We start from the raw sequence: 22,100 nt of genomic DNA on the forward strand, positions 1-22,100 counted from the left end.
TCCCATCCCACAAACATGCAATGGAGCCCTTTTCCATGATCCACGTCGTCGCCGTCATCACCGCCAAGCCGGGCCTGCGCGCCCAGCTGCTCGAAGCCTTTGCCGCCAACCGCGCGGCCGTGCTGGCCGAGGAAGGCTGCATCGAGTACGGCGCCACGGTCGACGCGCAAGGCGTCCCGACATCGAAAGCCAGCTTCGGGCCGGACACCTTCGTGGTGATCGAAAAATGGGAAACGCTGGCGCACCTGCAGGCGCATGCCGTGGCGCCGCACATGGCGGCCCACGGGGCGAAGACCAAGGAGTTCGTCGAGAGCAAGCTGATCCACGTGCTCGAGCCGGTCTGAAAATCGGCCTTCGCGCGCGGCGCAATGCCTGCTACCCTCGCGCCGGGATCAGGCATCCCGAGGAGGGACTCAAGGCATGACGATCTTCTTCAGACCGCGGGGTTGGCGCTTGCGCGCTTTGGTTGGAGCGCTCGGTGCGCTGGCCGCGGCGGTGCTGGCGTCCGGCTGCGCGCAGCTCGCCGCACCGCCCTACGCGGCCGACTACGAGGCGCTCGACCGGCTCGAAGCCACGCGCCCCGGCATGGTGGCCGTGGCGAAGGTGCAGCCGACCGATCCGAACGACAGCATCAACACGCTGAGCCTGCGCCGCGCGAAACTGCTTTCGCCCAGCGGCACCTTCGCGCAATACCTCGAAGACGCGCTGATGCGCGACCTCGGAGAAATATCGGCCTACGACCCCAAGGCACCGACCCGCATCGCGGCGCGGATCCTGGCCAACGAACTCGACCTTGGCGTGATCAACGGCAGCGGCCGCATGGAGGTGGAAGTGGTCGTGACGCGCGCCTCCGCGCAGCGGCTGCGCAAGACCTACCGCGGCGAACTCGCCTTCGATTCGAGCTACGCCAACATCGTGGCCGTGCCCGCCGGACAGGCCGCCTACCCGAGGCTGGTGCGCGCGCTGCTGCGGCAGGTGTATGCCGATCCGCAGTTCATCGCGGCCATAGCGCCCTCGCCCGCGCCCTAGCACCGGAGAAAGCCGCACCATGCCGTTTCCTTTTTCTTCGGCCGCCCGCCTGTTTGCCGCCGCCGTTCTGGCGGCCTTGCTGGCAGGCTGCGCCCATCCGATCACGATGATCACGGAAACCGCGCCGCCGCGGTCGCAGGCCCGCCTCCTCCCGAAGAAGGTGGCCTACGTGATGACCGACGCCCAGCGCGACCAGCAGGTGACCACCGCCGGCGGCAGCGGCGACCGCGTGAGCTACTACCCGTACCGCGATCTCGAAAAGTCGATCCGCGACGCGCTGCGTGCGGTCTACCGCGACGTGGTCGTGCTGCGCACCGCCGGCGATGCAAAGGCCAACGAGGCGGCGGGCGTGTCGCTGGTGTTCACGCCGCAGGTCAAGACCGATTCGAGTTCGTCCTCCTGGATCACCTGGCCGCCCACATCGTTCACCGCCGAAGTGAGCTGCGTGGTGAGCGATGCCGCGGGCGCCGAGCTCACGCGCGTGCGCGCAGTCGGCAACGGCACGGCGGAATTCGGGGAGTTCAACGGCGACTATGGGCTGGCGGCCCGGCGCGCGGCAACGCGCCTGACCTCGCAGCTCAGCAGCGAGATCCGCAGGAACGAGAAGCTGCGCTGAAGCGGGTGCCCCAACCGGCGCGCCCATGAAAAAAACGCGCCCGGAGGCGCGTTCTTTCGTTGGGGCTTCAAAGTCTTACTTCGAAACAACCTTCACCATTTCCAGGCACTTGTTCGAGTAGCCCCATTCGTTGTCATACCAGCTCACGAGCTTCACGAAAGTGCTGTCGAGCGCAATGCCGGCTTCGGCGTCGAAGATCGAGGTGCGCGGGTCGCCGCGGAAGTCGGTGGCCACCACCTTGTCTTCGGTGTAGCCGAGCACGCCCTTGAGCGCGCCTTCGCTCTGCGCCTTCATCTCGGCGCAGATTTCCTTGTAGGTGGCTTCCTTGACGAGCTCCACCGTCAGGTCGACCACCGACACGTCGGAAGTCGGCACGCGGAAGCTCATGCCCGTGAGCTTCTTGTTGAGCTCGGGGATCACCACGCCCACGGCCTTGGCCGCGCCGGTGCTCGAGGGAATGATGTTTTCCAGGATGCCGCGGCCGCCGCGCCAGTCCTTGTTGCTCGGGCCGTCGACGGTCTTCTGCGTGGCGGTGGCCGCGTGCACGGTGGTCATCAGGCCGCGCTTGATGCCCCACTTGTCGTTCAGCACCTTGGCCAGCGGCGCCAGGCAGTTGGTGGTGCAGCTGGCGTTGCTGATGATGGCTTCGCCGGCGTACTTCTTGTCGTTCACGCCGTAGACGAACATGGGGGTGTCGTCCTTCGACGGGGCCGAGAGAATGACCTTCTTGGCGCCCGCGTCGATGTGCTTCTGCGCGGTTTCCTTGGTGAGGAACAGGCCGGTCGACTCCAGCACGATGTCGGCGCCGACTTCGTTCCACTTGAGCTGCGCCGGGTCGCGCTCCTGCGTGAGGCGGATCTTCTTGCCGTTGACGATCAGTGTGTTGCCTTCCACCGTGACTTCGCCCTTGAAGCGGCCGTGCACCGAGTCGTACTGGAGCATGTAGGCCAGGTAGTCGGGCTCGAGCAGGTCGTTGATGGCAACGATCTCGATGTCGTTCTTGAAGTTCTGCACCGCTGCGCGCAGCACGTTGCGACCGATGCGACCGAAGCCGTTGATACCGAGTTTGATAGCCATCTGATTTGCTCCTAAGGTTGAAAAACTTTTTGATCGAACAGAAAGAAAAACGCTTGGCCGGGCTCAGTCGCGCAGGGCGGCTTCGACCGTGGCGGCAACGTTCTCGGCCGTGAAACCGAAATGCTTGAACAGCGCCGGCGCCGGTGCCGACTCGCCGTAGCTGTCGATGCCCACGACGGCCGCGCAGCCGTATTTCCACCAGCCGCCGGTGCAGCCCATTTCGACCGCGATGCGCGGCAGCTTCTTCGGCAGCACGGCCTTCTTGTAGGCCACGTCCTGGCGGTCGAAGGTGGTGGTCGAGGGCATCGACACCACGCGCACGGCGATCTTCTTTTCGGCCAGCAGCTTCTGCGCGGCCAGTGCGAGCTGCACTTCGGAACCGGTGGCGATGATGACCGCGGCGGTCTTCTTGCTCTTGAGGCCGACCGTTTCGGGCTCCGACAGCACATAGGCGCCGCGGCTGATGTCGCCGAGCTCGCCCTTGGGCGCATAGGCGATGTTCTGGCGGCTCAAGAGCAGCGCGGTCGGGCGCGACTGGTTCTGCAGCGCCACGGCCCAGGCCACGGCAGTTTCGGCGGTGTCGCCCGGACGCCAGACGTCCAGGTTCGGAATCAGGCGCAGCGACGCGGCATGCTCGATCGACTGGTGCGTCGGGCCGTCTTCGCCGAGGCCGATGGAATCGTGCGTGAACACGTGCACCACGCGGCGCTTCATGAGCGCGGCCATGCGGATGGCGTTGCGGCTGTAGTCGCTGAAGGTCAGGAAGGTGCCGCCGTAGGGAATGAAGCCGCCATGCAGCGCCACGCCGTTCATGATGGCCGCCATGCCGAACTCGCGCACACCGTAGTTGATGTGGCGGCCGATCGCGCCGTGCGGCGGCTCGACGGCCTCGCCCTGCGCGGCTTCGTCTTCGGCGCCTTGCGGAGGCTGCGGCGCGGCGGGCGCGTTCAGCACCACGGCGCCGGTCTTGGCGTCGAAGCGCAGTGCGGCCGTGCTCTTGGTGTTGGTCAGGTTGGAGCCCGTGAGGTCGGCGCTGCCGCCGAGCATCTCGGGCAGCGCGGCGGTGAAGGCCTCGAGCGCGAGCTGGCTGGCCTTGCGGCTGGCCACGGTTTCGCCCTTGGTGTGGGCGGCCACCACGGTGTCGAACGCCACCTGGTGGAAGTTCTTCGGCAGCTCGCCCTTCATGCGGCGGGTGAACTCGGCGGCGAGGCCGGGGTAAACCTTGGCGTAGGCATCGAACCTGTCGTTCCAGGCCGCTTCGGCCCGGGCGCCTTCTTCCTTGTGGTTCCAGTCGGCATACGCCTCCTGCGGCACGTCGAAGGCCGCATACGGCCAGTTCAGCGCGGCGCGGGTGAGCGTGATTTCTTCGGCGCCCAGCGGCTCGCCGTGGGCCTTGGCGGTGTTGGCGCGGTTCGGGCTGCCCTTGCCGATCTGCGTCTTGCAGATGATGAGGGTCGGCTTCGAATCTTCCTTCTTGGCCTTGGCGATGGCCTTGGACACGTCCTTGGCGTCGTTGCCGTCGATCGGGCCGATCACGTTCCAGCCGTAGGCCTTGAAGCGCTCTCCGGTGTTGTCGATGAACCAGGGCTTGACCTGGCCGTCGATGCTGATGCCGTTGTCGTCGTACAGCGCGATCAGCTTGTTCAGGTGCCAGGCGCCGGCCAGCGCGCAGGCTTCATGGCTGATGCCTTCCATCATGCAGCCGTCGCCCAGGAAGGTGTAGGTGTGGTGGTCGACGATGGCGTGGTCCTTGCGGTTGAACTCGGCCGCGAGCAGCTTCTCGGCCAGTGCAAAGCCCACGGCATTGGTAATGCCCTGGCCCAGCGGGCCGGTGGTGGTTTCCACGCCGGGGGTCACGTCGACTTCGGGGTGGCCCGCGGTCTTGCTGTGCAGCTGGCGGAAGTTCTTGAGCTCGCCGAGCGGCAGGTCGTAGCCGGTGAGGTGCAGCACCGAATACAGCAGCATCGAGGCGTGGCCGTTCGAGAGCACGAAGCGGTCGCGGTCGAACCAGTGCGGGTTGGCGGGGTTGTAGCGCAGGTGTTCGCCCCAGAGTGCGACGGCCATGTCGGCCATGCCCATCGGTGCGCCCGGATGGCCGGAGTTTGCTTGTTGGACGGCATCCATGGCCAGCGCGCGAATCGCGTTGGCCATCAGGGCTGGGTTTGCCATGGGCGGTGGACTTTCGGGGAATGTGGATTGGGGGGAACCCGCGATTTTACCGGGCTCGCTCCAACCCCCTCCGATGCGGGCCGAACACCCGACTGATGTTCTTTGGCGACACCCGCGCTGCTAGAGTTGCCACCCATGCATGGGCTGCACCTCACCGCCGATCTCCACGACTGCCAATGCGCGATGCAATGGCTGACCGACAAGGAGGCGCTCGGCGCCGTCTGCATCAAGGCGGCAACGGCCGCCGGGCTGCAGCCGGTGGGCAAGCTGGTCCATGGTTTTCCGGCCACGCCGCAAGGGCCGGGCGGCGTGACGGCCACCGTGCTGCTGGCCGAATCGCACCTGTGCATCCACACCTGGCCCGAACAGCGCGGCGCCACGCTCGACGTGTATGTGTGCAACTTCGGCGGCGACCATTCGGCCAAGGCGCATGCGCTGATGGAATGCCTGGTGGCGCTGTTCCAGCCCCGGCACAGCGAACGCAACGAACTGCTGCGCGGCAAGGTGGCGGCTTGAAGCCGCCGTCGTCTTCTTTTTCTGCGGTGCGGGCCATGATCCTTGCCGCCGGCCGCGGCGAGCGCATGCGGCCGCTGACCGACAGCCTGCCCAAGCCGCTGCTCGAAGTGCGCGGCAAGCCGCTGATGCAGTGGCCGATGGAGGCGCTGGCCGCCGGCGGCTTCACCGAGCTGGTGGTCAACACGGCCTGGCTTGGCGCGAAGATCTCCGGCCACTTCGGCTCCAATCCCGTGCTGAATGGGCACTGCGCGCTATCGATTTCATACTCCGACGAAGGCCGCGACTTCGGCGAAGCGCTGGAGACGGCCGGCGGCATCGTGCGCGCGCTGCCCCGGCTGGGCGAGATTTTCTGGGTGGCGGCCGGCGATGTGTTCGCGCCGGATTTCGCCTTCACGCAGGCCTCGGTCGACCGCTTTGCGGCCAGCGGCAGGCTGGCGCACCTGTGGCTGGTGCCGAACCCGGCGCACAACCCGAAGGGCGATTTCGGCCTTTCCGCGGAAGGCCTTGCGCTCAACTCGGCGGCCGGCAAATACACCTTCTCGACCATCGGCCTCTACCGGGCCGCGCTCTTTGCGCCGCCCTATTGCGGCATTCCGGCCGGCAACCCGAAGGGTGCCAAAGCCCCGCTGGCACCGATCCTGCGTGCCGCGATGGACAATGAACACGTGAGCGCCGAGCTCTACACCGGGCCCTGGACCGACGTGGGGACACCCGAACGGCTTCTTCAACTGAACACGCCAAGATGACCTCAGAAGACAACCGGATCTACGCCGAGCGCCGCGCGCGCCTCGCCTCGCAACTGGGCAAGGACGGCATCGCCATCGTCCCGACCGCGCCCGAGCGCCAGCGCAACCGCGACAGCGACTTCCTGTTCCGGCACGACAGCTACTTCTACTACTTGACCGGCTTCACCGAGCCCAACGCCTGGCTGGTGCTCGCGGGCGACGGCCGCGCGACGCTGTTCTGCGCGCCCAAGGACCTGGAGCGCGAGATCTGGGACGGCTATCGCCTGGGTCCCGATGCGGCCCCGGCGGCGCTTGGCGTGAACGAGGCCTTCTCGATCGACGAGCTCGACGCCAGGCTGCCGAAGCTGCTCGAGAACAGGTCGACCGTGTGGTTTCCGTTCGCGATCCACAAGGGGCTCGAAACCCGCATCGACGGCTGGCTGCAGTCGGTGCGCGCGCGCGTGCGCTACGGCGCACTGTGCCCCGAGGAGCAGCGCGACCTGTGCGGCCCGCTCGACGAAATGCGCCTGGTGAAGGACGCGCACGAGCAGGACACCATGCGGCGCGCGGCGCAGATCAGCGCGCGCGCCCACATCCGCGCGATGCAGCTGTCGGCGCGCATGCTGCGCGAAGGCAAGGACGTGCGCGAGTACCACCTGGACGCCGAGCTGCTGCACGAGTTCCGCCTCGGCGGCTCGCAGTACCCGGCCTACGGCTCCATCGTGGCGGCGGGCGCCAATGCCTGCGTGCTGCACTACCGCGCCGACGCGGCACCGGTGCGCAATGGCGAGCTGGTGCTGATCGACGCCGGCTGCGAGCTCGACGGCTACGCGAGCGACATCACGCGCACCTTCCCGGCCAATGGCAAGTTCAGCGGCCCGCAGCGCGCGCTGTACGACCTGGTGCTGGCGAGCCAGGACGCCTCGGCCGCAGTGACCAAGGCCGGCAACCGCTTCACGGACCCGCACGATGCGGCGGTCAAGGTGCTGTCGCAGGGCATGCTCGACCTCGGCCTGCTCGACGCCAACAAGGTCGGCAGCGTCGACGACGTGATCGACTCGCGCGCCTACTTCCAGTTCTACATGCACCGCACCGGCCACTGGCTCGGCATGGACGTGCACGACTGCGGCAGCTACGTCGAGCCCACGCAGGCGGGCGAGGTGAGCGAGCGCAGGGACCCGCTGTCGAACGAAGTCATCAAGAACCGGCCGAGCCGCATCCTGCATCCGGGCATGGTGCTGACGCTGGAGCCCGGCATCTACGTGCGGCCCGCCGACGGCGTGCCCGAGCGGTTCCACAACATCGGCATCCGCATCGAGGACGACGCGATCGTCACCGCCACCGGCTGCGAACTCATCTCGCGCGGCGTGCCGGTGAAGGCTGACGAGATCGAGGCACTGATGCGAGCTTGACGGCGCGCTGCGACACCGGCGGCGGCGCATGCCGCGCCTGCAGGAAGTCGATGAATACCCGCAGCTTGCGCGGCACCTGCGCGCGGCTCGGGTGGTACAGGTAGAAGCCCGGAAACGTGGGCCACCAGGGCTCGAGCAGCGGCACGAGGCGGCCGCTTTCCAGATCGCCGCGCACCGCGCCTTCGAAGGCCACCATGATGCCCGCGCCGTCGCGCGCAGCAGCCAGCAGCACATCGCCGTCGTTGCTGATCAGCGGACCGGCCACTTCGACGTCGAGCACGCGGCCGTCCTGCGCGTACTCCCAGCGATAGAGGACGCCCGTGGTCAGGCGGTAGTTCAGGCATTGGTGCTCGCGCAGATCCTCGGGCGTCTTCGGCAGCCTGCGTCTCGCCAGATAGCGCGGCGATGCGAGGGTCACCATGCGCTGCGGCCCTCCCACCGGCAGGGCTACCACGTCCTGCGCCAAGCTTTCGCCGAGCCGGATGCCGGCGTCGAAGCCGCCTTCGACCAGGTCGATCATGCGGTTGTCGCAGACCAGCTCCAGCGTGATGTCGGGATAGGCCTCCGCAAAGTCCGCGAAGTGCGGGTTCAGCAGCAATTCGGCCGACACGCGCGCCACGTTGAGGCGCAGCAGCCCGGCCGGCTTGTCGCGCGCCTCGTCGAGGCCCTCGACCGCCTGCGCGAGTGCGGCCAGTGCCGGCTGCGCGCCCTTGAGCAATTGCTGGCCCAGCTCGGTCACGCCGACGCGCCGCGTGGTGCGGTCGAGCAGGCGTACGCCGAGCCGCCCCTCGAGCGTGCGCACGGTCTGCGACAGGGCCGAGGGCGACACGCCCAGTTCTTGCGCGGCCCGCGTGAAGCTGGCGTGGTGCGCAACGCGTGCGAAGGCGGCAATGGCGGGGAGCAGTTCGGGCGACATGCGCGAATTATGAAGACGCGCTTCAGTCGGCGACTCGCGCTGGTGCTACCTGGCCTGCAGCAGCGCCCCCGCCTCCAGCAGCACCAGCTCGTTGTCGTCGGCCTTGTTCGGCTCGCGGCTGCTGGAGAACGGCAGGTTGTTGTCGTTGCCGACCACGATGTGGGTGGCATCGACCACGTCCACGTTCTCGATCGTGAAGAACGGGAACTTGAGCACGCCGTCGCTCCGCGGCTTGCGCGCCAGCTTGTCGGGGTCGGCGATGTTCAGCAGGTCGATGTAGCCGATCTTGCGCACCGCGCCGCCCACGTTGGCATCGTTCAGCTCGACCTTGTAGACGCGCTTGAACTTCGCGATGTCATGGAAGCAGTCGCTGCGCTTCTGGCCTTCGGGGCAGGCCTTGTCGCTCGTGCCTTCGCCGTTGTCGCGCTCGATGACGAGGCCGGTGGTGGCATCGATCATGTTGAAGTCGCCGATGGCGTGGCCGTTGGCTTCGAGCGGATATTTCCAGTGGCGGCCGGTCCATTTTTCAGACGCCACGTCGAACTCCAGCACGCGCAGCGCTTCCTTGCCGTCCAGCTTTTCGTAGTCCTTGGCCTCGGCGTTCCACACCGGGCCTTCGAGCAGCGCGTAGAGCTTGCTGCCGTCCTTCGACGAAGCCATGCCTTCGAAGCCCTTGGAGCGCTTGATCTGGAAATCGACCGCACCGCCCGGCGCGCCCGGCGTGGTGACCGCCGGATGGTCGGGCGAGCGCACGGCCTTGCCGTCGACCTGCGTGTCGAACACCGCGAGCACCTTGCCCTTCAGGTCGGCCTTGATCAGGAAGGGGCCGAACTCCTCGCCGATCCACAGTGCGCCGCCGGCAAACTGGAAGCTCTCGGGGTCGAAGTCGGAGCCGGTCAGGTAGCGCTGCTTCGTGCCTTCATGGACGATGCGGAACGGCACCTTCTTGTCCGGGTCGTGCAGGAAGATGGTGTTGAGGCGGTTGAACTTGCCGCTCTTGAAGTCCACCTTGTAGTGGTTCAGGTAGAGCATGAAGTCGGGCGAGTTGGCCTTGGCGCCGGCACCGTTGTCGGTGAGGATCCAGAACGAACCGTCATCCATCTTCCTGATGCCCGAGTGGCCCTGCAGCGGCTGGCCCTTGAAGGGCACCGAGACACCGGTGCCGCGGCCGCCCGACAGGCCTTCGACGGTGCCCAGCGCCTCCACGCGCTTGCCGGAGGTGAACTTGCCGCTGGCCTGCAGGTCGGCAGGCGCGTCCTTCGGAGCGGCGACAAAGCTCTGGGCGGGCAGCACGGCGTGGCCGGCCAGCGTGGCGGGAAAGGCAGTCTGTGCAGCGGCATGGCCGCAGGCGAGCGCGGCGGCCAGCGCGATGAAGGAAGAACAGAAGAAAGAAGCAGGGCGCGTCATGGAGAAGAGAGGTTCCGTGTCGAAACGCGAGACCATGCCGGCCATGCGTGACGCGGCCATGACATGGCCTGGAAGCACCCGCGGCTTCAGCCCGGCGCCGCACCCGCCACGTGCCCGCGCGTGAACGCCTCCTCGAAGATCGAGTAGCCCGACCAGTCTGCATGCGCGAACGAAAGCCGGCCCGCAATAACGCGGCCGCGATGCGCCGCGTCGGGCGACGTGCGATGCGCGCCGATCTGCGCGAGCAGCCCCGGCCGCGGGATCGCCATCGCATGGCCATAGCGCGTGACCTCGACACGCGTCGCGAGCGAAGGCAGGTCGGGGTGCGGCACCGAGAGTTCGGCGAGCAGATCGTCGCGCCAGCCGGTCCAGGGGCGGTCGAGCAGCAGGCGGCGGCCATCGGCGCCGTCGTGGCGGCTCGGGCCGAGCGGGCGGTACCAGCTCAGCACGGTGCCGCGCGGCGTGGGATCGAGCGTCTGATGGCGCGCATCGACATAACCGAGGCCGCGCGTGCCGTAGATCACGTTGTCCCAGCTCGGCGCGGCGCCGGGGCGGTCGGCGAGCGGTCCGCGCAGGTGCACGTTGGCCACGAGCCAGGGGGCATAGCGCAGGTGCGCGGCGGCGTTCTTCAAGACCTCCGGCGCGTTCTCGACCACGCGCGCGGCAACGAACACCGGCAGCGCGACGATGCAGCGCTCGGCCTGCCAGCGCACCAGCGATTTGGCCGCGGCATCCCACGCGTCGACCTCGATGCCGCCGCGCAGCTCGGCGATGCGTGTGACGGCCTGGCCCGTGCGCAGCCGGTCGCCGAGCGGCGCGGCCAGCTGCCTGGTGAGCCAGCCGTTGCCTTCGGGCCAGGTGAGCACGCCGTCGCGCTCCGGCGTCGATTCGGCGCCGCCGCCGCCTTTCGTATCGCCGGGCGCATGAAAGCCGTGGCGGCTCGCGAAGTAATGGATGCCGGCCCAGGCCGAGACCTGTTCGATGCCCGCGCCGTAGTCGTCGCGGCAGCAGTAGTCGAGATACCAGCGCAGCTGCGCATCGCCGAAACCCTCGCCGTCGAGCCAGCTCGCAAAGCTGACCGCGTCGAGCGCCAGCAGCTCGGGCGTGACCGCGGCCCTCTGCGTGGGAATGACGAAATGCGCGGCGTGCTGCAGCGCGTCGATGCGCTGCGCGAACTTGCGGTACTGCGCATGCGTGGCCATGCCCACGCCGTGCACGGGCAGCAGGCCCTCCTGCCACTCGCCCTGGAAGAACAGCCGCTCCTGCGGGCTGTGGCAGAGGTGGCGTTCGTCGTATTCCCAGCGGCCCGCCACGCGCCGGCGCAGGCCGAGTTCCTCGAGCAGGTCCTGCACTTCGCGCGCATCGTCGCCGGGCACCGGCAGGTAGTGCGCGCCGAGCGGACAGGCAATGCCGTTGACCATGCCGCCACGCGCATTGCCGCCGGCGACGTCCTCGAGTTCGAGCAGGGCGAAGTCCTCAATGCCCGCAAGCCGCAGCGCGCGCGCGGCCGCGAGGCCGGCAACGCCGCCACCCGCGATCACCACGCGCGTGCGCTTCACGGTCGCCGGCACCTGGCTCGTGAGCGTGCCGTCGCGCATGGCATGGCCGCGCGCCACGTCGATGCCGGTGAAGCCGCCTTCGATGGGCGGCGGCGGGGCCTCGCAGCCGGCGAGCGCAAGGGCACCCGCCGCCACGCCGAGGAAATCGCGCCGCTGCATGTCCAGGTCTAGTGAGTCGTCATTACCTTGCCCCACTCCTGCTCGTAGGTGGTGACAAGGGTCTGGTTCGACAGCCGGTTCACTTCGGCCGGCACGCGCGCCATGTCGAGCGGAAAGTCGAACATCAGCGGCAAGGTGGAAGGCGAGAGAAAACGCAGCCCCGAAGGCAGCGCATCGGGCATCCGATACGGCCGCCGGCTCGCGATGATGAAGCCCCATTCGCCGAAGCTCGGCACATGCGCGTGGTAGGGCGTGGCGCGCAGGCCGACCGACTCGATGGTCGCCGCCACGGTCCAGTAGCTCTTGCGCGCGACCAGCGGCGAGGTGGTCTGGATCACCGCGTAGCCGCTCGCCGAAAGGCGCTTTTCGAGCAGCGCATAGAAGCTGTTGGTGTAGAGCTTGCCGATCGCGAAGTTGGTCGGATCGGGAAAGTCGACCACGATCACGTCGAAAAAGTCTCCGGACTGCTGCAGCCACTGAAAGGCATCGGTATTGACGATCTTCACCTTCGGCGACGAGAGCGAATGCCCGTTGAGCGCGGCCAGCGTCTCATGCGCGGTGAAGAGCTGGGTCATGTTCGGATCGAGCTCCACCAGCGTGACCGATTCGACCGAGGGATATTTCAGGATCTCGCGCACCGCCATGCCATCGCCGCCGCCGAGCACCGCGACTTTCTTCGGTGCGCCCTGCGCGGCCATCACCGGATGGACGAGCGCCTCGTGGTAGCGGTACTCGTCGCGCTCGGCGAACTGCAGGTTGCCGTTCAGGAACAGCCGGTGCCCGAGCTGTCCGCGTGTGACCACGATGCGCTGGTAGGGCGAGGTGGCGCTGAACACGATGCGGTCCTGGTAGAACTTGTCTTCGGCCAGCGAGGTGATGCGGTCGGCCCACGCGAAGGCGCCGGCCAGCGCGGCCAGCGCCAGAAAGCAGGCCAGCGCATGCGCACCGATGCGGCGCAGCTCATGGCGGAACAGCCACAGCGCCCACACGGCCACGGCGGCATTCATGAGGCCGAACAGCAGGCCGGTGCGGATCATGCCGAGCTGCGGCACCAGCACCAGCGGAAAAGCCACCGACACCGCCAGCGCGCCGAGGTAGTCGAAGGTGAGCACCTGCGACACCAGGTTCTTGAGCTGGATGTTGCGCTTGAGGATGCGCATCACCAGCGGGATCTCGAGCCCCACCAGCGTGCCGACCACCACCACGAGCCCATAGAGCAGCGGGCGGAACGCACCGGGCACATAGGCGTTCGCGAGGAAAAGAATGGCCGGCAGCGCGCCGCCGACCAGCGCCACGAGCAGCTCGATGCGCAGAAAGTGCGCTGGCAGCTGGCGGTCGAAAAAGCGAGAGAGCCACGAACCCACGCCCATCGCGAACAGGTAGGTGCCGATGATGGTGCTGAATTGCAGCACCGAATCGCCGAGCAGGTAGGAGCTCAGCGCGGCCGCGGTCAGCTCGTAGACCAGCCCGCAGGCGGCCACAACGAACACGCTGGCGAGCAGCGCGATCTCGACGGGCTGCGGCCCGCGCGCATCGGCGGCATGCGCGGACACGGCCGCCTCCCCGCTCAATGGATCGCGGCTGCGACGATGACGCAGATGCCCAGGCTCATGGCGGCCACGACCAGGCCCAGCGCCACGTTCTGCTTCTCGACGATCTCGCCCCACAGGTCATAGGGCGTGACCTTGTCGATGATCAAAAAGCAGAGCCAGAAGATCAGTACGCCAAGCAGCGCATACACGAGCGATCCGAGGACCACGCCCGGTTTCAGCCATTCAAATCCCATGGGGACCTCCAGTCGTAGTAGCAGTAGTGGTGGTAAGTGACATCGACGCGAACCTGCCCTGTTCGTTCTTCATTTATGGCCGCCGCCGCTCGAATAGCCGCCGTACGAGCCGCCGTAGCTGCGCGAGCCACCGGACGATCCTCCGCTGCAGGTGCTCAGGATGACCAGCAGCACGATGATGACGATCACGATGAGGATGATGGTGCCGCAGCCCAGGCCCGATGCGGCACTGACCGGCAGCGCATCGCCGCGCACGAACATGTCCTTCTTGTCGTCGAGCTTGAACGCGGCGGACACCAGGCCGCTGTCGAGCTTGCTGCCCGAGGACCAGGTCAGCTCGTTGGCCGAGCGCTCCATCGAGAGCCGTGCATTGCCGCTGGCGAAATCGCGGTTGAAGGTTTTCTGGCCGCGCTCGACCTGCCAGTAGAACTCGCCCGCCACATAGGTGGTCTCGGCGTTGTAGGCGTATTGCTGCGTGTAGCGCTTGCCCAGGTAGCTGGCGCTGCTGCCGTTCTCGGCCATCACCGGTGCGCCGGTGGTCGGCTTGACCATGCTCCAGCCGTCCTCGGCATCGACCAGGAAGCTGAAGCCGCGCTTCTTGTTGTACAGCAGGTATTCGTTCCAGCCGAAGTGCTCGTCGTCGCCGGGCTCCACGCCCATGCGGTGCTGGAAGCCCACCACCTGCCATTGCGCGCCCTGCAGCTGGCCCATGCTGCCGATGGCGATGAGCGGGCGAACGGGTTCGTTCTGCGCCGCGTGCTTCAGCTCGCCGCCGATGCCCTGCGACAGGTCGATGATGCTGTTGCACGAACCGCAGGTGATGCTCTTGCTGTCGGCCAGGTTGACCGTGACGGGCGCGCCGCAGTTGGGGCAGTTGAAGGCCCGGCCTTTTTCGTCCTTGGCGGATTCGTCGCGCAGGCCGGTGAGCTGCAGGTCCTCGAGCTGCACCGAGCGGCCCAGGTAGGCGCCGGGCGGCTCGGTGCCGTAGTCGATGCTGAGCACCAGCCCCTTGTCGTTGCGCAGCTCGACCATGGGGAACGCGCGGCCCAGCTCGGGCAGGTGCGGCAGTTCGCCCTGCGCGGACAGCAGCGCCACCTGTTCGTTCGACGATACGGTGTAGCTCTGGCCGTTGAATGCGCTGGTCGCCCCCACGCGCAGATCCGCGGGCGGTGGCGCGGCGCGCTGCAGCTCGAAGGGCAGCGCGAAGACGTAGGCGCCGTTGTCCTCGCTCAGGATGCCGGTGCGGTCGCCGTCGAGCGCGGCGATCCACTCGGTCCAGCGCCCGCCCGGGTTGCTGTATTGCAGCCGCCCGACGATGGTGAACGGCTGGTTCTGGATGCGGCCCGCGGCAAACAGCTGCAGCGGGCTGAAGTCGTCGAACAGCTCCGCCATCTTGCCGATGCGCGCGAGCGTCTCGCCCTGGCGCACGACGGTGCTCTGGCAGTACGGGCAAACGGCGAAGGCCGATTGCGCGGACCTGAATTCGACCGGTGCGCCGCAGCCGGGGCAGGGCGCACGGTAGGCGCGCTGCGCGCCTTCTTGCTCAGCCATTGCCGGTGCTTAGACCAGCTTCTTGAGCAGCTCTGCCTTCTTGGCGTCGAACTCTTCCTGCGTGAGGATGCCCTTGGTCTTGAGCTCGCCGAGTTTCTCGAGCGTGGTCATCACGTCGGCCGGGCTCACCACGGCCACGGCCGGCTGCTGCTGGGTCGCCGCGGCCTGGGCCGCTGCGCCCGGGCTCAGGCCCTGTGCGAGGTTCTGCGCCAGCACCTGGCCCAGCGCCACGCCGGCGCCCAGGCCCATGGCATCGCCCGCGATGCCGCTGCCGCCGCCCGCGCCTTCGGCGAACTTGGGAATGGCCTGCGCGGTCTGGTACTGCATGAACTTGCCCATGTCGTTGCCGACCATGCCCATGCCGATCTTCTGGTCGAGAATCTTCTGCAGTTCTTCAGGCAGCGAGACGTTCTGGACCGTGATGTTCTCGAGCTTGATGCCGATCTTCTCGAATTCGGGCACCAATTGCGCGGCCAGCGCCTGGGCAAACTGGATCTGGTTGGCGGCAAGGTCCAGAAACGGCACGCCGCTGGAAGCGATGGCGTTGCTGATGTTCTGCAGCACCAGGCCGCGCAGCTGGCCGTCGAGGTCGGCCACGCCGTAGATGTCGCGCGTGCCCGAAATTTCGGTGTGGAACAGCTTGGCATCGCCGATGCGGAAGCTGTAGTTGCCGAAGGCGCGCAGGCGCACGGCGCCGAAGTCCTTGTCGCGGATGGTGATGGGCTGCGGCGTGCCCCACTTCTGGTCGACCTGCTGGCGCGTGCTGAAAAAGTAGACGTCGCTCTTGAACGGGGACTCGAACAGCTTGTCCCAGTTCTTCAGGTACGTCAGCACGGGCAGCGTCTGCGTCGTGAGCTTGTACATGCCGGGGCCGAACACGTCGGCCACCTGGCCTTCGTTGACGAACACCGCCACCTGCGACTCGCGCACGGTGAGCGAGGCGCCGTTCTGGATTTCCATCTCCGCCATCGGAAAGCGCCAGGCCAGCGTGCCGTCGCCGGTCTCGGTCCACTGGATGATGTCGATGAACTGCTTCTTGATGAAATCCATCAGGGCCATGGCCGCTCCTCGTCGAGTTTTTTTCCGGACTGCGCATATTGCCACATCGTCTTGACGGGCCCTCGTGCTTTTGGCATGCCGGCATCTGCGCCATGCGGCCTATGGCGTCTTGGGCCGAGGTCTACAATCGGCGCCCCCAGAAGAAGCGCCACCAGGAGCAACGGCCCATGCCCGATTCGACGACCTCATCGACCCCCACGCCCGAAGACAAGCGCGCCGAATTGCGGCGCGCCGCCCTCGAGTACCACGAGCTTCCGGTGCCGGGCAAGATTGCCATCGCCGCCACCAAGCAGATGGTCAACCAGCGCGACCTGTCGCTGGCCTATTCGCCCGGCGTGGCCGCGCCCTGCGAGGAAATCGTCAAGGACCCGGCCAACGCCTTCAAGTACACGGCACGCGGCAACCTGGTGGCGGTGATCACCAACGGCACCGCCGTGCTCGGGCTGGGCGACATCGGCGCGCTGGCCTCCAAGCCGGTGATGGAAGGCAAGGGCGTTCTCTTCAAGAAGTTTGCCGGCGTCGACGTGTTCGACATCGAGATCGACGAGAAGGACCCGGCCAAGCTGGTCGAGATCATCGCCTCGCTGGAGCCCACCTTCGGCGCCATCAACCTGGAAGACATCAAGGCCCCCGACTGCTTCTACGTCGAGCGCGAGCTGCGCAAGCGCATGAAGATCCCGGTGTTCCACGACGACCAGCACGGCACGGCCATCACGGTGGCGGCGGCCATGCTCAACGGCCTCAAGGTGGCGGGCAAGGACATCAGCGAGGTCAAGCTGGTGACCTCGGGCGCGGGCGCCGCGGCGCTGGCCTGCCTGAACCTGCTGCTCAAGGTGGGCCTGAAGCGCGAAAACGTGTTCGTGACCGACCTGGCCGGCGTGGTCTACGAAGGCCGCGAAGAGCTCATGGACGACGACAAGCGCCAGTACATGCAGAAAACCACGGCCCGCACGCTGGCCGAGGTGATCGAGGGCGCCGACGTGTTCCTGGGCCTGTCGGCCGGCGGCGTGCTCAAGCCCGCCATGGTGGCCAAGATGGCGCCGCGCCCGGTGATCTTTGCGCTGGCCAATCCGAACCCCGAAATCTCGCCGGAAGACGCGCATGCGGTGCGCCCCGACGTGATCATGGCCACCGGCCGCACCGACTACCCGAACCAGGTCAACAACGTCCTGTGCTTCCCGTACATCTTCCGCGGCGCGCTCGATTCGGGCGCCACCACCATCACCGACGAGATGGAAATTGCCGCGGTGCGTGCCATTGCCGACCTCGCCCAGGCCGAGCAGAGCGAGCGCGTGGCTGCCGCCTACGTCGGCGAAAAGCTGTCTTTCGGCCCTGAATACCTGATCCCGAAGCCTTTCGACCCGCGTCTCATGATGAAGATCGCGCCCGCGGTGGCCAAGGCCGCCGAGGAAAGCGGCGTGGCCTCGCGCCCGATCAAGGACATGGACGCCTACCGCGACCGCCTGCAGAGCTTCGTCTATGCCTCGGGCACCACGATGAAGCCGATCTTCGACGCCGCCAAGCGGGCGCAGAAGAAGCGCGTGGCCTACTGCGAAGGCGAGGAAGAGCGCGTGCTGCGCGCCGCGCAGATCGTGGTCGACGAAGGCATTGCACGCCCCACGCTGATCGGCCGCCCGGCCATCATCGCGCAGCGCATCGAGAAGTTCGGCCTGCGGCTGAAGGAAGAACTCGACTACGACATCGTCAACGTCGAGCAGGACCACCGCTACCGCGACTTCTGGCAGACCTACCACCGCATGACCGAGCGCAAGGGCCAGACGGTGCAGACCGCCAAGATCGAGATGCGCCGCCGCCTGACGCTGATCGGCGCCATGCTGCTGCACAAGGACGAGGTCGACGGCATGATCTGCGGCACCTGGGGCACCACGCTGATCCACCTGCACTACATCGACCAGGTGATCGGCAAGCGCCCCGGCGGCTGCGAAAGCACGCCGCAGGACGTGCCGGTGTACGCCTGCATGAACGGCCTGCTCCTGCCCGACCGCCAGGTGTTCCTGGTCGACACCCACGTCAACTACGACCCCTCGCCCGAGGAACTGGCCGAAATCACGACCATGGCGGCCGAGGAAATGATGCGTTTCGGCCTCAAGCCCAAGGCCGCGCTGTTGTCGCACTCCAACTTCGGCACCAGCAACGAGCCCAGCGCCATCAAGATGCGCAAGACGCTCGACCTGCTGCGCGTGCAGGCGCCCTGGCTCGAGGTGGACGGCGAAATGCACGGCGACGTGGCGCTCGACAGCAAGCAGCGCGCGGTCGTCATGCCGCACAGCGCGCTCGCGGGCGACGCCAACCTGCTGGTGTTCCCGAACATCGACGCGGCCAATATTTCCTACAACCTGCTCAAGACTGCGGCAGGCGGAAATATCGCGATCGGCCCGGTGCTGCTCGGCGCCGCCAAACCTGTGCATATTCTCACGGCCAGCGCAACCGTTCGGCGCATCGTGAACATGACAGCCTTGACCGTCGCCGACGCAAACGCAGAGCGATAGGCCGTCTGGCGAGAGTGGCTGCCCACTTAGGCAGCCACGCGCCGCCCCCGCCGACTGCTCAAACTTTGGGCAGTCGCTTGCTATTTTCGCCAGCGTGGTGCACACTCGCGGGCTTGAATTTGCGGGTTAACCCCAGGGTTGGCTGCCAATTCGGAACCCCCGCTCTTTTCTTGTGGTGCCCCATGGCGGCTTACGCCTCGATCACGTCCTCTGTCACTAAGTTTGCGCTCACCGGCTTGATGCTGGCGGCGTTGGCGACGGGGGCCGAGGCCCGCGAATGGTTCAGCACCGGAAAGCCCGCCCAGGAATCGATCGCACTGTCCGAACTGCCGGTTCAGGGCCAGCGAACCTACGAAGCCATTCTGAGTGGCGGCCCCTTCCGATACGAAAAGGACGGCACGGTATTTGGCAACCGCGAGCGTCTTTTGCCGCCCGCGCGGCGCGGTCACTACCGCGAGTACACGGTGGCAACGCCCGGCTCGCGCGACCGCGGCGCACGGCGCATTGTCTGCGGCGGTGAACAGCGAACAACACCCGAGGCCTGCTGGTACACGGCAGACCACTACGCGAGTTTCAGACGGATTGCACCATGAGCGATGACAACGACCTGAGCGGCGCCCCGAAGCGCCCCGAAGAAATGATGATGACTATGGAAAGACCAGCGGAGATGACTCTATCCCTTCGTGCCGTACGCCCGAACATCGTGCAATCGATTCGTGCGTTCCGCGTGAACGATCTGCAGGAAGCCGCGAACGCCGCGGGCCAGCATTTCCTGTACGCCAATCTGGGGAATGCCCAGACCAAGCAGGACGTTCTGGACCTGATTGCACAGCAGTTCACCTTTCCGGCGCATTTCGGCAAGAATTTCGACGCGCTGTACGACTGCATGACCGACCCGTTGCATAAATCGGGCCCGCAGCCCGGCTTCGTGATCGTGCTCGAACAGATCCCGGCCAACGCCAAGTTCGACAAGGAAGCGCGCGAGCAGCTGCTCGACATCTTCCGCGACGCCTCCGACTACTGGGGCGACCGAAAAGTCCCGTTCCGCTGCTTCTATTCTTTTCTGTAGCCCGTTCTGCACACACCAGCCAAGCAGAACGGGCGAACGAGGCTCAGCCGAACGGCGCAGCACTCGATGGCATCGAAATCAACGGCAGCACCGCCAATGCGGCAGCCGGCACGGAACCCGAAGGCGAGAAGATGCCGACCGATAAACTGGTCGACGTTTCGCCGCTCGCATTGCGCATGAGCAGCCCCTTCAACGCGGGCTACTGGCTCGCCGCAGCCTGAACAAGCCCACCCCCGAAGCGGCTCACTCCGTGTAGCCGCATCCCCCTCGAGGGGGCAACACCTGCGGCCCGGCGAAGCCGGTTCCGCGGTGTTCACGAATGAAAGCCAAAGCCCGCCTTTGCCAAGGCGGGCTTTTTCTATTGGGGCTCGGGCGGAACGGCCTGGGCCAGGGCGACGTATTCGGCCACGGGCACTTCCTCGGCGCGGCGCTGGGCGTCGAATTCGCCCGCGAAGCCGTGCGCGTCGAGCCATTTGCCCAGGGTGTGGCGCATGATCTTGCGGCGCTGGCTGAAGGCGACCTGCACGATTTCGCCCAGGCGGGCGGCATCGACGGCCGGCGGCTCGGCCAGCGGCACCATCCGCACCACCGCGCTGTCGACGCGCGGCGGCGGATCGAAGCTCTCGGGCGGCACGAACAGCACGTTTTCCATCTTGTAGCGCCACTGCAGCATCACGCTCAGGCGGCTGTAGTCGGAGGTGGCGGGCCGCGCGACCATGCGGTCGATCACTTCCTTCTGCAGCATGAAGTGCTGGTCGGCGATCAGGTGCGCGAAGCCCAGCAGGCGGAACAGGATGGGCGTCGAGATGTTGTAGGGCAGGTTGCCGACCACCCGCAGCGGCGCCGCAAACCTGGCGGCCAACTCGGCGAAATCGACCTTGAGCACATCGGACTCGATCACGTCGAGCTGCGGATGCTCGCGCAGCCGCCTGGCCAGGTCGCGGTCGAGCTCGATGACCGTCAGGCGCCCGAGCCGCTCGACCAGCGGCTGGGTGAGCGCCGCCAGCCCCGGGCCGATCTCGACCATGGCATCGCCAGCCTGCGGTGCGATCTCCTGCACGATGGCATCGATGATGCCCCCGTCGGACAGGAAGTGCTGCCCGAACCGCTTCCTGGCGATGTGTGCCATCAGGACTGGGGCGCCTCGCGGTATTCGACGTAGGCGCGCGCGCGCACTTCCTGCACCCAGGTGCTGAAGGCTTCCTCGACCCGCTGCTCGCGCAGCACGGCCCGTGCGGCTTCGCGCTGCTCGACCTGGGTGAGCTTGGATTCGCGCCGGCCGACCACCTGGATCAGGTGGACGCCGAAGCGCGACACCACGGGGTCGCTGATCTGGCCCGGCGCCAGGCGGTCCATGGCTTCCTCGAACTCGGGCACGAACTGGCCCGGGCGCGACCAGCCCAGATCGCCGCCTTCCTTGGCGCTGGCGTCCTGCGAGTTGTCGCGCGCCAGGCCGGCAAAGTCGGCCGTTCTGGCCTGCAGCCGGCGCTTGAATTCGGCGAGCTGCGCCACGGCCTGGGCGGTGGTGCGCTTCGGGTCGTTGAGCAGCAGGATGTGGCGCACCTGCGTCTGGGTCACGGTGGCATCGGTGGCGCCGAGCTGGGCCTTGGCCAGGACCTTGAGCACATGGAAGCCCGCACCCGAGCGGATGGGCCCGGCAATGCCGTTGACCGGCGTCGACTGGGTGGCTTCGACGAACAGTGCCGGGTAGCGGTCGGCGGTGCGCATGCCGACCGCGCCACCATTGGCGCGGTCCGGCGAATCGGAGTTTTCCTGCACCAGCTTGGCAAAGTCTTCGCCGGAGCGGGCACGCTGCGCAAGAGCCTGGGCCCGCTGCTGCAAGGTGGCGACCTGCGCGTCGGTGGCGTTCTCGGGCACGGCGACCAGCAGGTGCGCAAGGTTGATGTTCTGAAGCGCCGCATCCTTGGTGGGGGCGTTGCGCTGGTCGCGCAGGTATTCGTCGGCTTCGGCGTCGCTGATCTTGACCTTCGACTCGACCTCGCGGTCGCGCAGGCGCGTGAGCAGCAGCTGGTCGCGCAGGTCGTTGCGGAATTCGCGCTGCGAAATGCCCTCGGCCACCACACGGCGGCGCAGTTCTTCGACGCTGATCTGGTTCTGGCGCGCCACGGTCTGCTCGGCCTGGTCGATGGCGACGTCGTCCACCTTGATGCCGTTCTCCTTGGCCAGCTGCAGCTGTGCGCGCTCCGAGATCAGGCGCTCGAGCACGAGGCGCGTGAGCTCGGCGCGCGGCACGCGCTCGGCCTCGGCGTTCTCCCGGATCAGGCGCGTGACGCGCGACTGCACTTCGGTGTTGGTGATGGGCTCGGAATTGACCAGCGCGACGATGTACTCGGCCGCGCGCTGCACCGGCGCGGCGGTGGAAGGCGCGGTGCGCGGAGCCGGCGGCGCAAGGCGGGGACCGGCGCGCATGATGTCGGTGATGCCGCTGCCGCCGCCGGGACGCAGGCCCTGCGCGCCCGCCGTTGCGGCCAGTGCCGCGAGGCAGCCCAGGGTCAGGATGGAACGGATGTGTTTCATGG

20 protein-coding genes are annotated in these 22,100 nt (G+C 67.1%); 9 read left to right on the forward strand and 11 right to left on the reverse strand.

The window, feature by feature from the left end:
* Positions 1-35 precede the first annotated feature (35 nt).
* The 3 genes from QFZ47_RS12490 to QFZ47_RS12500 all read left to right on the forward strand — a co-directional run bounded on the left by QFZ47_RS12490 (position 36) and on the right by QFZ47_RS12500 (position 1,645).
* Positions 36-344 (forward strand): putative quinol monooxygenase, encoded by a 309-nt coding sequence (locus QFZ47_RS12490; protein WP_307655927.1) that lies wholly within the window; start codon positions 36-38, stop codon positions 342-344.
* Positions 345-420: 76 nt separating this feature from the next.
* Positions 421-1,029: a hypothetical protein gene (locus tag QFZ47_RS12495; protein ID WP_307655928.1), complete on the forward strand. Its 609-nt coding sequence runs from the start codon at positions 421-423 to the stop codon at positions 1,027-1,029.
* A 19-nt stretch (positions 1,030-1,048) separates the two neighbouring features.
* A complete protein-coding gene (locus QFZ47_RS12500; RefSeq protein WP_307655929.1) occupies positions 1,049-1,645 on the forward strand; it encodes a hypothetical protein in 597 nt (198 codons plus the stop codon).
* Positions 1,646-1,720: 75 nt separating this feature from the next.
* Here QFZ47_RS12500 and gap read toward each other — a convergent pair whose 3' ends face one another.
* Both gap and QFZ47_RS12510 read right to left on the reverse strand, forming a co-directional pair.
* Positions 1,721-2,722, reverse strand: a complete 1,002-nt coding sequence (gap, locus tag QFZ47_RS12505) for a type I glyceraldehyde-3-phosphate dehydrogenase (RefSeq protein ID WP_215248267.1) — start codon at positions 2,720-2,722, stop codon at positions 1,721-1,723.
* 63 nt (positions 2,723-2,785) lie between these two features.
* On the reverse strand, positions 2,786-4,891 hold the full coding sequence (locus QFZ47_RS12510; RefSeq protein ID WP_307655930.1) for a transketolase family protein: 2,106 nt from the start codon (positions 4,889-4,891) through the stop codon (positions 2,786-2,788).
* A 135-nt stretch (positions 4,892-5,026) separates the two neighbouring features.
* On the opposite strand from QFZ47_RS12510, the gene speD reads away from it, so the two are divergent.
* The 3 genes from speD to QFZ47_RS12525 are packed head-to-tail and all read left to right on the forward strand — an operon-like array spanning position 5,027 to position 7,544.
* Positions 5,027-5,407: an adenosylmethionine decarboxylase gene (gene speD / locus QFZ47_RS12515; RefSeq protein WP_307655931.1), complete on the forward strand. Its 381-nt coding sequence runs from the start codon at positions 5,027-5,029 to the stop codon at positions 5,405-5,407.
* Between the two features lie 35 nt (positions 5,408-5,442).
* Entirely contained in the window at positions 5,443-6,153 is a 711-nt protein-coding gene (locus QFZ47_RS12520; protein ID WP_307655932.1) for a nucleotidyltransferase family protein, read from the forward strand.
* A complete protein-coding gene (locus tag QFZ47_RS12525; protein ID WP_307655933.1) occupies positions 6,150-7,544 on the forward strand; it encodes an aminopeptidase P N-terminal domain-containing protein in 1,395 nt (464 codons plus the stop codon). The genes QFZ47_RS12520 and QFZ47_RS12525 overlap by 4 nt, the downstream gene beginning before the upstream one ends.
* Here the strand turns inward: QFZ47_RS12525 and QFZ47_RS12530 are convergent.
* The 7 genes from QFZ47_RS12530 to QFZ47_RS12560 all read right to left on the reverse strand — a co-directional run bounded on the left by QFZ47_RS12530 (position 7,486) and on the right by QFZ47_RS12560 (position 15,981).
* A complete protein-coding gene (locus tag QFZ47_RS12530) occupies positions 7,486-8,460 on the reverse strand; it encodes a LysR family transcriptional regulator (RefSeq protein ID WP_307655934.1) in 975 nt (324 codons plus the stop codon). The genes QFZ47_RS12525 and QFZ47_RS12530 overlap by 59 nt on opposite strands.
* A gap of 45 nt (positions 8,461-8,505) precedes the next feature.
* Positions 8,506-9,867, reverse strand: a complete 1,362-nt coding sequence (locus tag QFZ47_RS12535; protein WP_307655935.1) for an esterase-like activity of phytase family protein — start codon at positions 9,865-9,867, stop codon at positions 8,506-8,508.
* An 86-nt stretch (positions 9,868-9,953) separates the two neighbouring features.
* Entirely contained in the window at positions 9,954-11,585 is a 1,632-nt protein-coding gene (locus tag QFZ47_RS12540) for an FAD-dependent oxidoreductase (RefSeq protein ID WP_307655936.1), read from the reverse strand.
* 8 nt (positions 11,586-11,593) lie between these two features.
* The gene (locus tag QFZ47_RS12545) at positions 11,594-13,138 is read right to left on the reverse strand and encodes a polyamine aminopropyltransferase (RefSeq protein ID WP_307655937.1); all 1,545 of its coding nucleotides are present in this window, start codon (positions 13,136-13,138) and stop codon (positions 11,594-11,596) included.
* Between the two features lie 14 nt (positions 13,139-13,152).
* Complete coding sequence (locus QFZ47_RS12550) at positions 13,153-13,371, reverse strand: DUF350 domain-containing protein (RefSeq protein ID WP_124959215.1); 219 nt, start codon at positions 13,369-13,371, stop codon at positions 13,153-13,155.
* A gap of 69 nt (positions 13,372-13,440) precedes the next feature.
* Positions 13,441-14,922 carry a DUF4178 domain-containing protein gene (locus QFZ47_RS12555; protein ID WP_307655938.1) on the reverse strand — a complete coding sequence of 494 codons (1,482 nt, stop codon included), beginning with the start codon at positions 14,920-14,922 and terminating at the stop codon, positions 13,441-13,443.
* 9 nt (positions 14,923-14,931) lie between these two features.
* The gene (locus QFZ47_RS12560; RefSeq protein ID WP_015868008.1) at positions 14,932-15,981 is read right to left on the reverse strand and encodes an SPFH domain-containing protein; all 1,050 of its coding nucleotides are present in this window, start codon (positions 15,979-15,981) and stop codon (positions 14,932-14,934) included.
* Between the two features lie 167 nt (positions 15,982-16,148).
* On the opposite strand from QFZ47_RS12560, the gene QFZ47_RS12565 reads away from it, so the two are divergent.
* From QFZ47_RS12565 to QFZ47_RS12575, 3 genes are all read left to right on the forward strand, one after another.
* Positions 16,149-18,491, forward strand: a complete 2,343-nt coding sequence (locus tag QFZ47_RS12565; protein ID WP_307655939.1) for an NADP-dependent malic enzyme — start codon at positions 16,149-16,151, stop codon at positions 18,489-18,491.
* Between the two features lie 182 nt (positions 18,492-18,673).
* The gene (locus QFZ47_RS12570) at positions 18,674-19,084 is read left to right on the forward strand and encodes a guanyl-specific ribonuclease (RefSeq protein ID WP_307655940.1); all 411 of its coding nucleotides are present in this window, start codon (positions 18,674-18,676) and stop codon (positions 19,082-19,084) included.
* Between the two features lie 50 nt (positions 19,085-19,134).
* Positions 19,135-19,560 (forward strand): barstar family protein, encoded by a 426-nt coding sequence (locus tag QFZ47_RS12575; protein ID WP_086012221.1) that lies wholly within the window; start codon positions 19,135-19,137, stop codon positions 19,558-19,560.
* Positions 19,561-19,918: 358 nt separating this feature from the next.
* On the opposite strand, the gene rsmA is transcribed toward QFZ47_RS12575, so the two are convergent.
* Entirely contained in the window at positions 19,919-20,689 is a 771-nt protein-coding gene (gene rsmA / locus QFZ47_RS12580) for a 16S rRNA (adenine(1518)-N(6)/adenine(1519)-N(6))-dimethyltransferase RsmA (RefSeq protein WP_307655941.1), read from the reverse strand.
* On the reverse strand, positions 20,689-22,098 hold the full coding sequence (locus QFZ47_RS12585; RefSeq protein ID WP_307655942.1) for a peptidylprolyl isomerase: 1,410 nt from the start codon (positions 22,096-22,098) through the stop codon (positions 20,689-20,691). The genes rsmA and QFZ47_RS12585 overlap by 1 nt, the downstream gene beginning before the upstream one ends.
* Between the last annotated feature and the right edge of the window lie 2 nt (positions 22,099-22,100).

Origin of the sequence: Variovorax paradoxus (assembly GCF_030815975.1) — a bacterium.
GTDB classification, from domain to species: Bacteria; Pseudomonadota; Gammaproteobacteria; order Burkholderiales; family Burkholderiaceae_C; genus Variovorax; species Variovorax paradoxus_N.

Bases quoted from the DNA above. Each gene is read 5' to 3' on its own strand.
- QFZ47_RS12490 (WP_307655927.1), top strand. From the start codon at position 36: ATGATCCACGTCGTCGCCGTCATCACCGCCAAGCCGGGCCTGCGCGCC.
- QFZ47_RS12495 (WP_307655928.1), top strand. From the start codon at position 421: ATGACGATCTTCTTCAGACCGCGGGGTTGGCGCTTGCGCGCTTTGGTT.
- QFZ47_RS12500 (WP_307655929.1), top strand. From the start codon at position 1,049: ATGCCGTTTCCTTTTTCTTCGGCCGCCCGCCTGTTTGCCGCCGCCGTT.
- gap (WP_215248267.1), bottom strand. From the start codon at position 2,722: ATGGCTATCAAACTCGGTATCAACGGCTTCGGTCGCATCGGTCGCAAC.
- QFZ47_RS12510 (WP_307655930.1), bottom strand. From the start codon at position 4,891: ATGGCAAACCCAGCCCTGATGGCCAACGCGATTCGCGCGCTGGCCATG.
- speD (WP_307655931.1), top strand. From the start codon at position 5,027: ATGCATGGGCTGCACCTCACCGCCGATCTCCACGACTGCCAATGCGCG.
- QFZ47_RS12520 (WP_307655932.1), top strand. From the start codon at position 5,443: ATGATCCTTGCCGCCGGCCGCGGCGAGCGCATGCGGCCGCTGACCGAC.
- QFZ47_RS12525 (WP_307655933.1), top strand. From the start codon at position 6,150: ATGACCTCAGAAGACAACCGGATCTACGCCGAGCGCCGCGCGCGCCTC.
- QFZ47_RS12530 (WP_307655934.1), bottom strand. From the start codon at position 8,460: ATGTCGCCCGAACTGCTCCCCGCCATTGCCGCCTTCGCACGCGTTGCG.
- QFZ47_RS12535 (WP_307655935.1), bottom strand. From the start codon at position 9,867: ATGACGCGCCCTGCTTCTTTCTTCTGTTCTTCCTTCATCGCGCTGGCC.
- QFZ47_RS12540 (WP_307655936.1), bottom strand. From the start codon at position 11,585: ATGCAGCGGCGCGATTTCCTCGGCGTGGCGGCGGGTGCCCTTGCGCTC.
- QFZ47_RS12550 (WP_124959215.1), bottom strand. From the start codon at position 13,371: ATGGGATTTGAATGGCTGAAACCGGGCGTGGTCCTCGGATCGCTCGTG.
- QFZ47_RS12555 (WP_307655938.1), bottom strand. From the start codon at position 14,922: ATGGCTGAGCAAGAAGGCGCGCAGCGCGCCTACCGTGCGCCCTGCCCC.
- QFZ47_RS12560 (WP_015868008.1), bottom strand. From the start codon at position 15,981: ATGGCCCTGATGGATTTCATCAAGAAGCAGTTCATCGACATCATCCAG.
- QFZ47_RS12565 (WP_307655939.1), top strand. From the start codon at position 16,149: ATGCCCGATTCGACGACCTCATCGACCCCCACGCCCGAAGACAAGCGC.
- QFZ47_RS12570 (WP_307655940.1), top strand. From the start codon at position 18,674: ATGGCGGCTTACGCCTCGATCACGTCCTCTGTCACTAAGTTTGCGCTC.
- QFZ47_RS12575 (WP_086012221.1), top strand. From the start codon at position 19,135: ATGACTATGGAAAGACCAGCGGAGATGACTCTATCCCTTCGTGCCGTA.
- rsmA (WP_307655941.1), bottom strand. From the start codon at position 20,689: ATGGCACACATCGCCAGGAAGCGGTTCGGGCAGCACTTCCTGTCCGAC.
- QFZ47_RS12585 (WP_307655942.1), bottom strand. From the start codon at position 22,098: ATGAAACACATCCGTTCCATCCTGACCCTGGGCTGCCTCGCGGCACTG.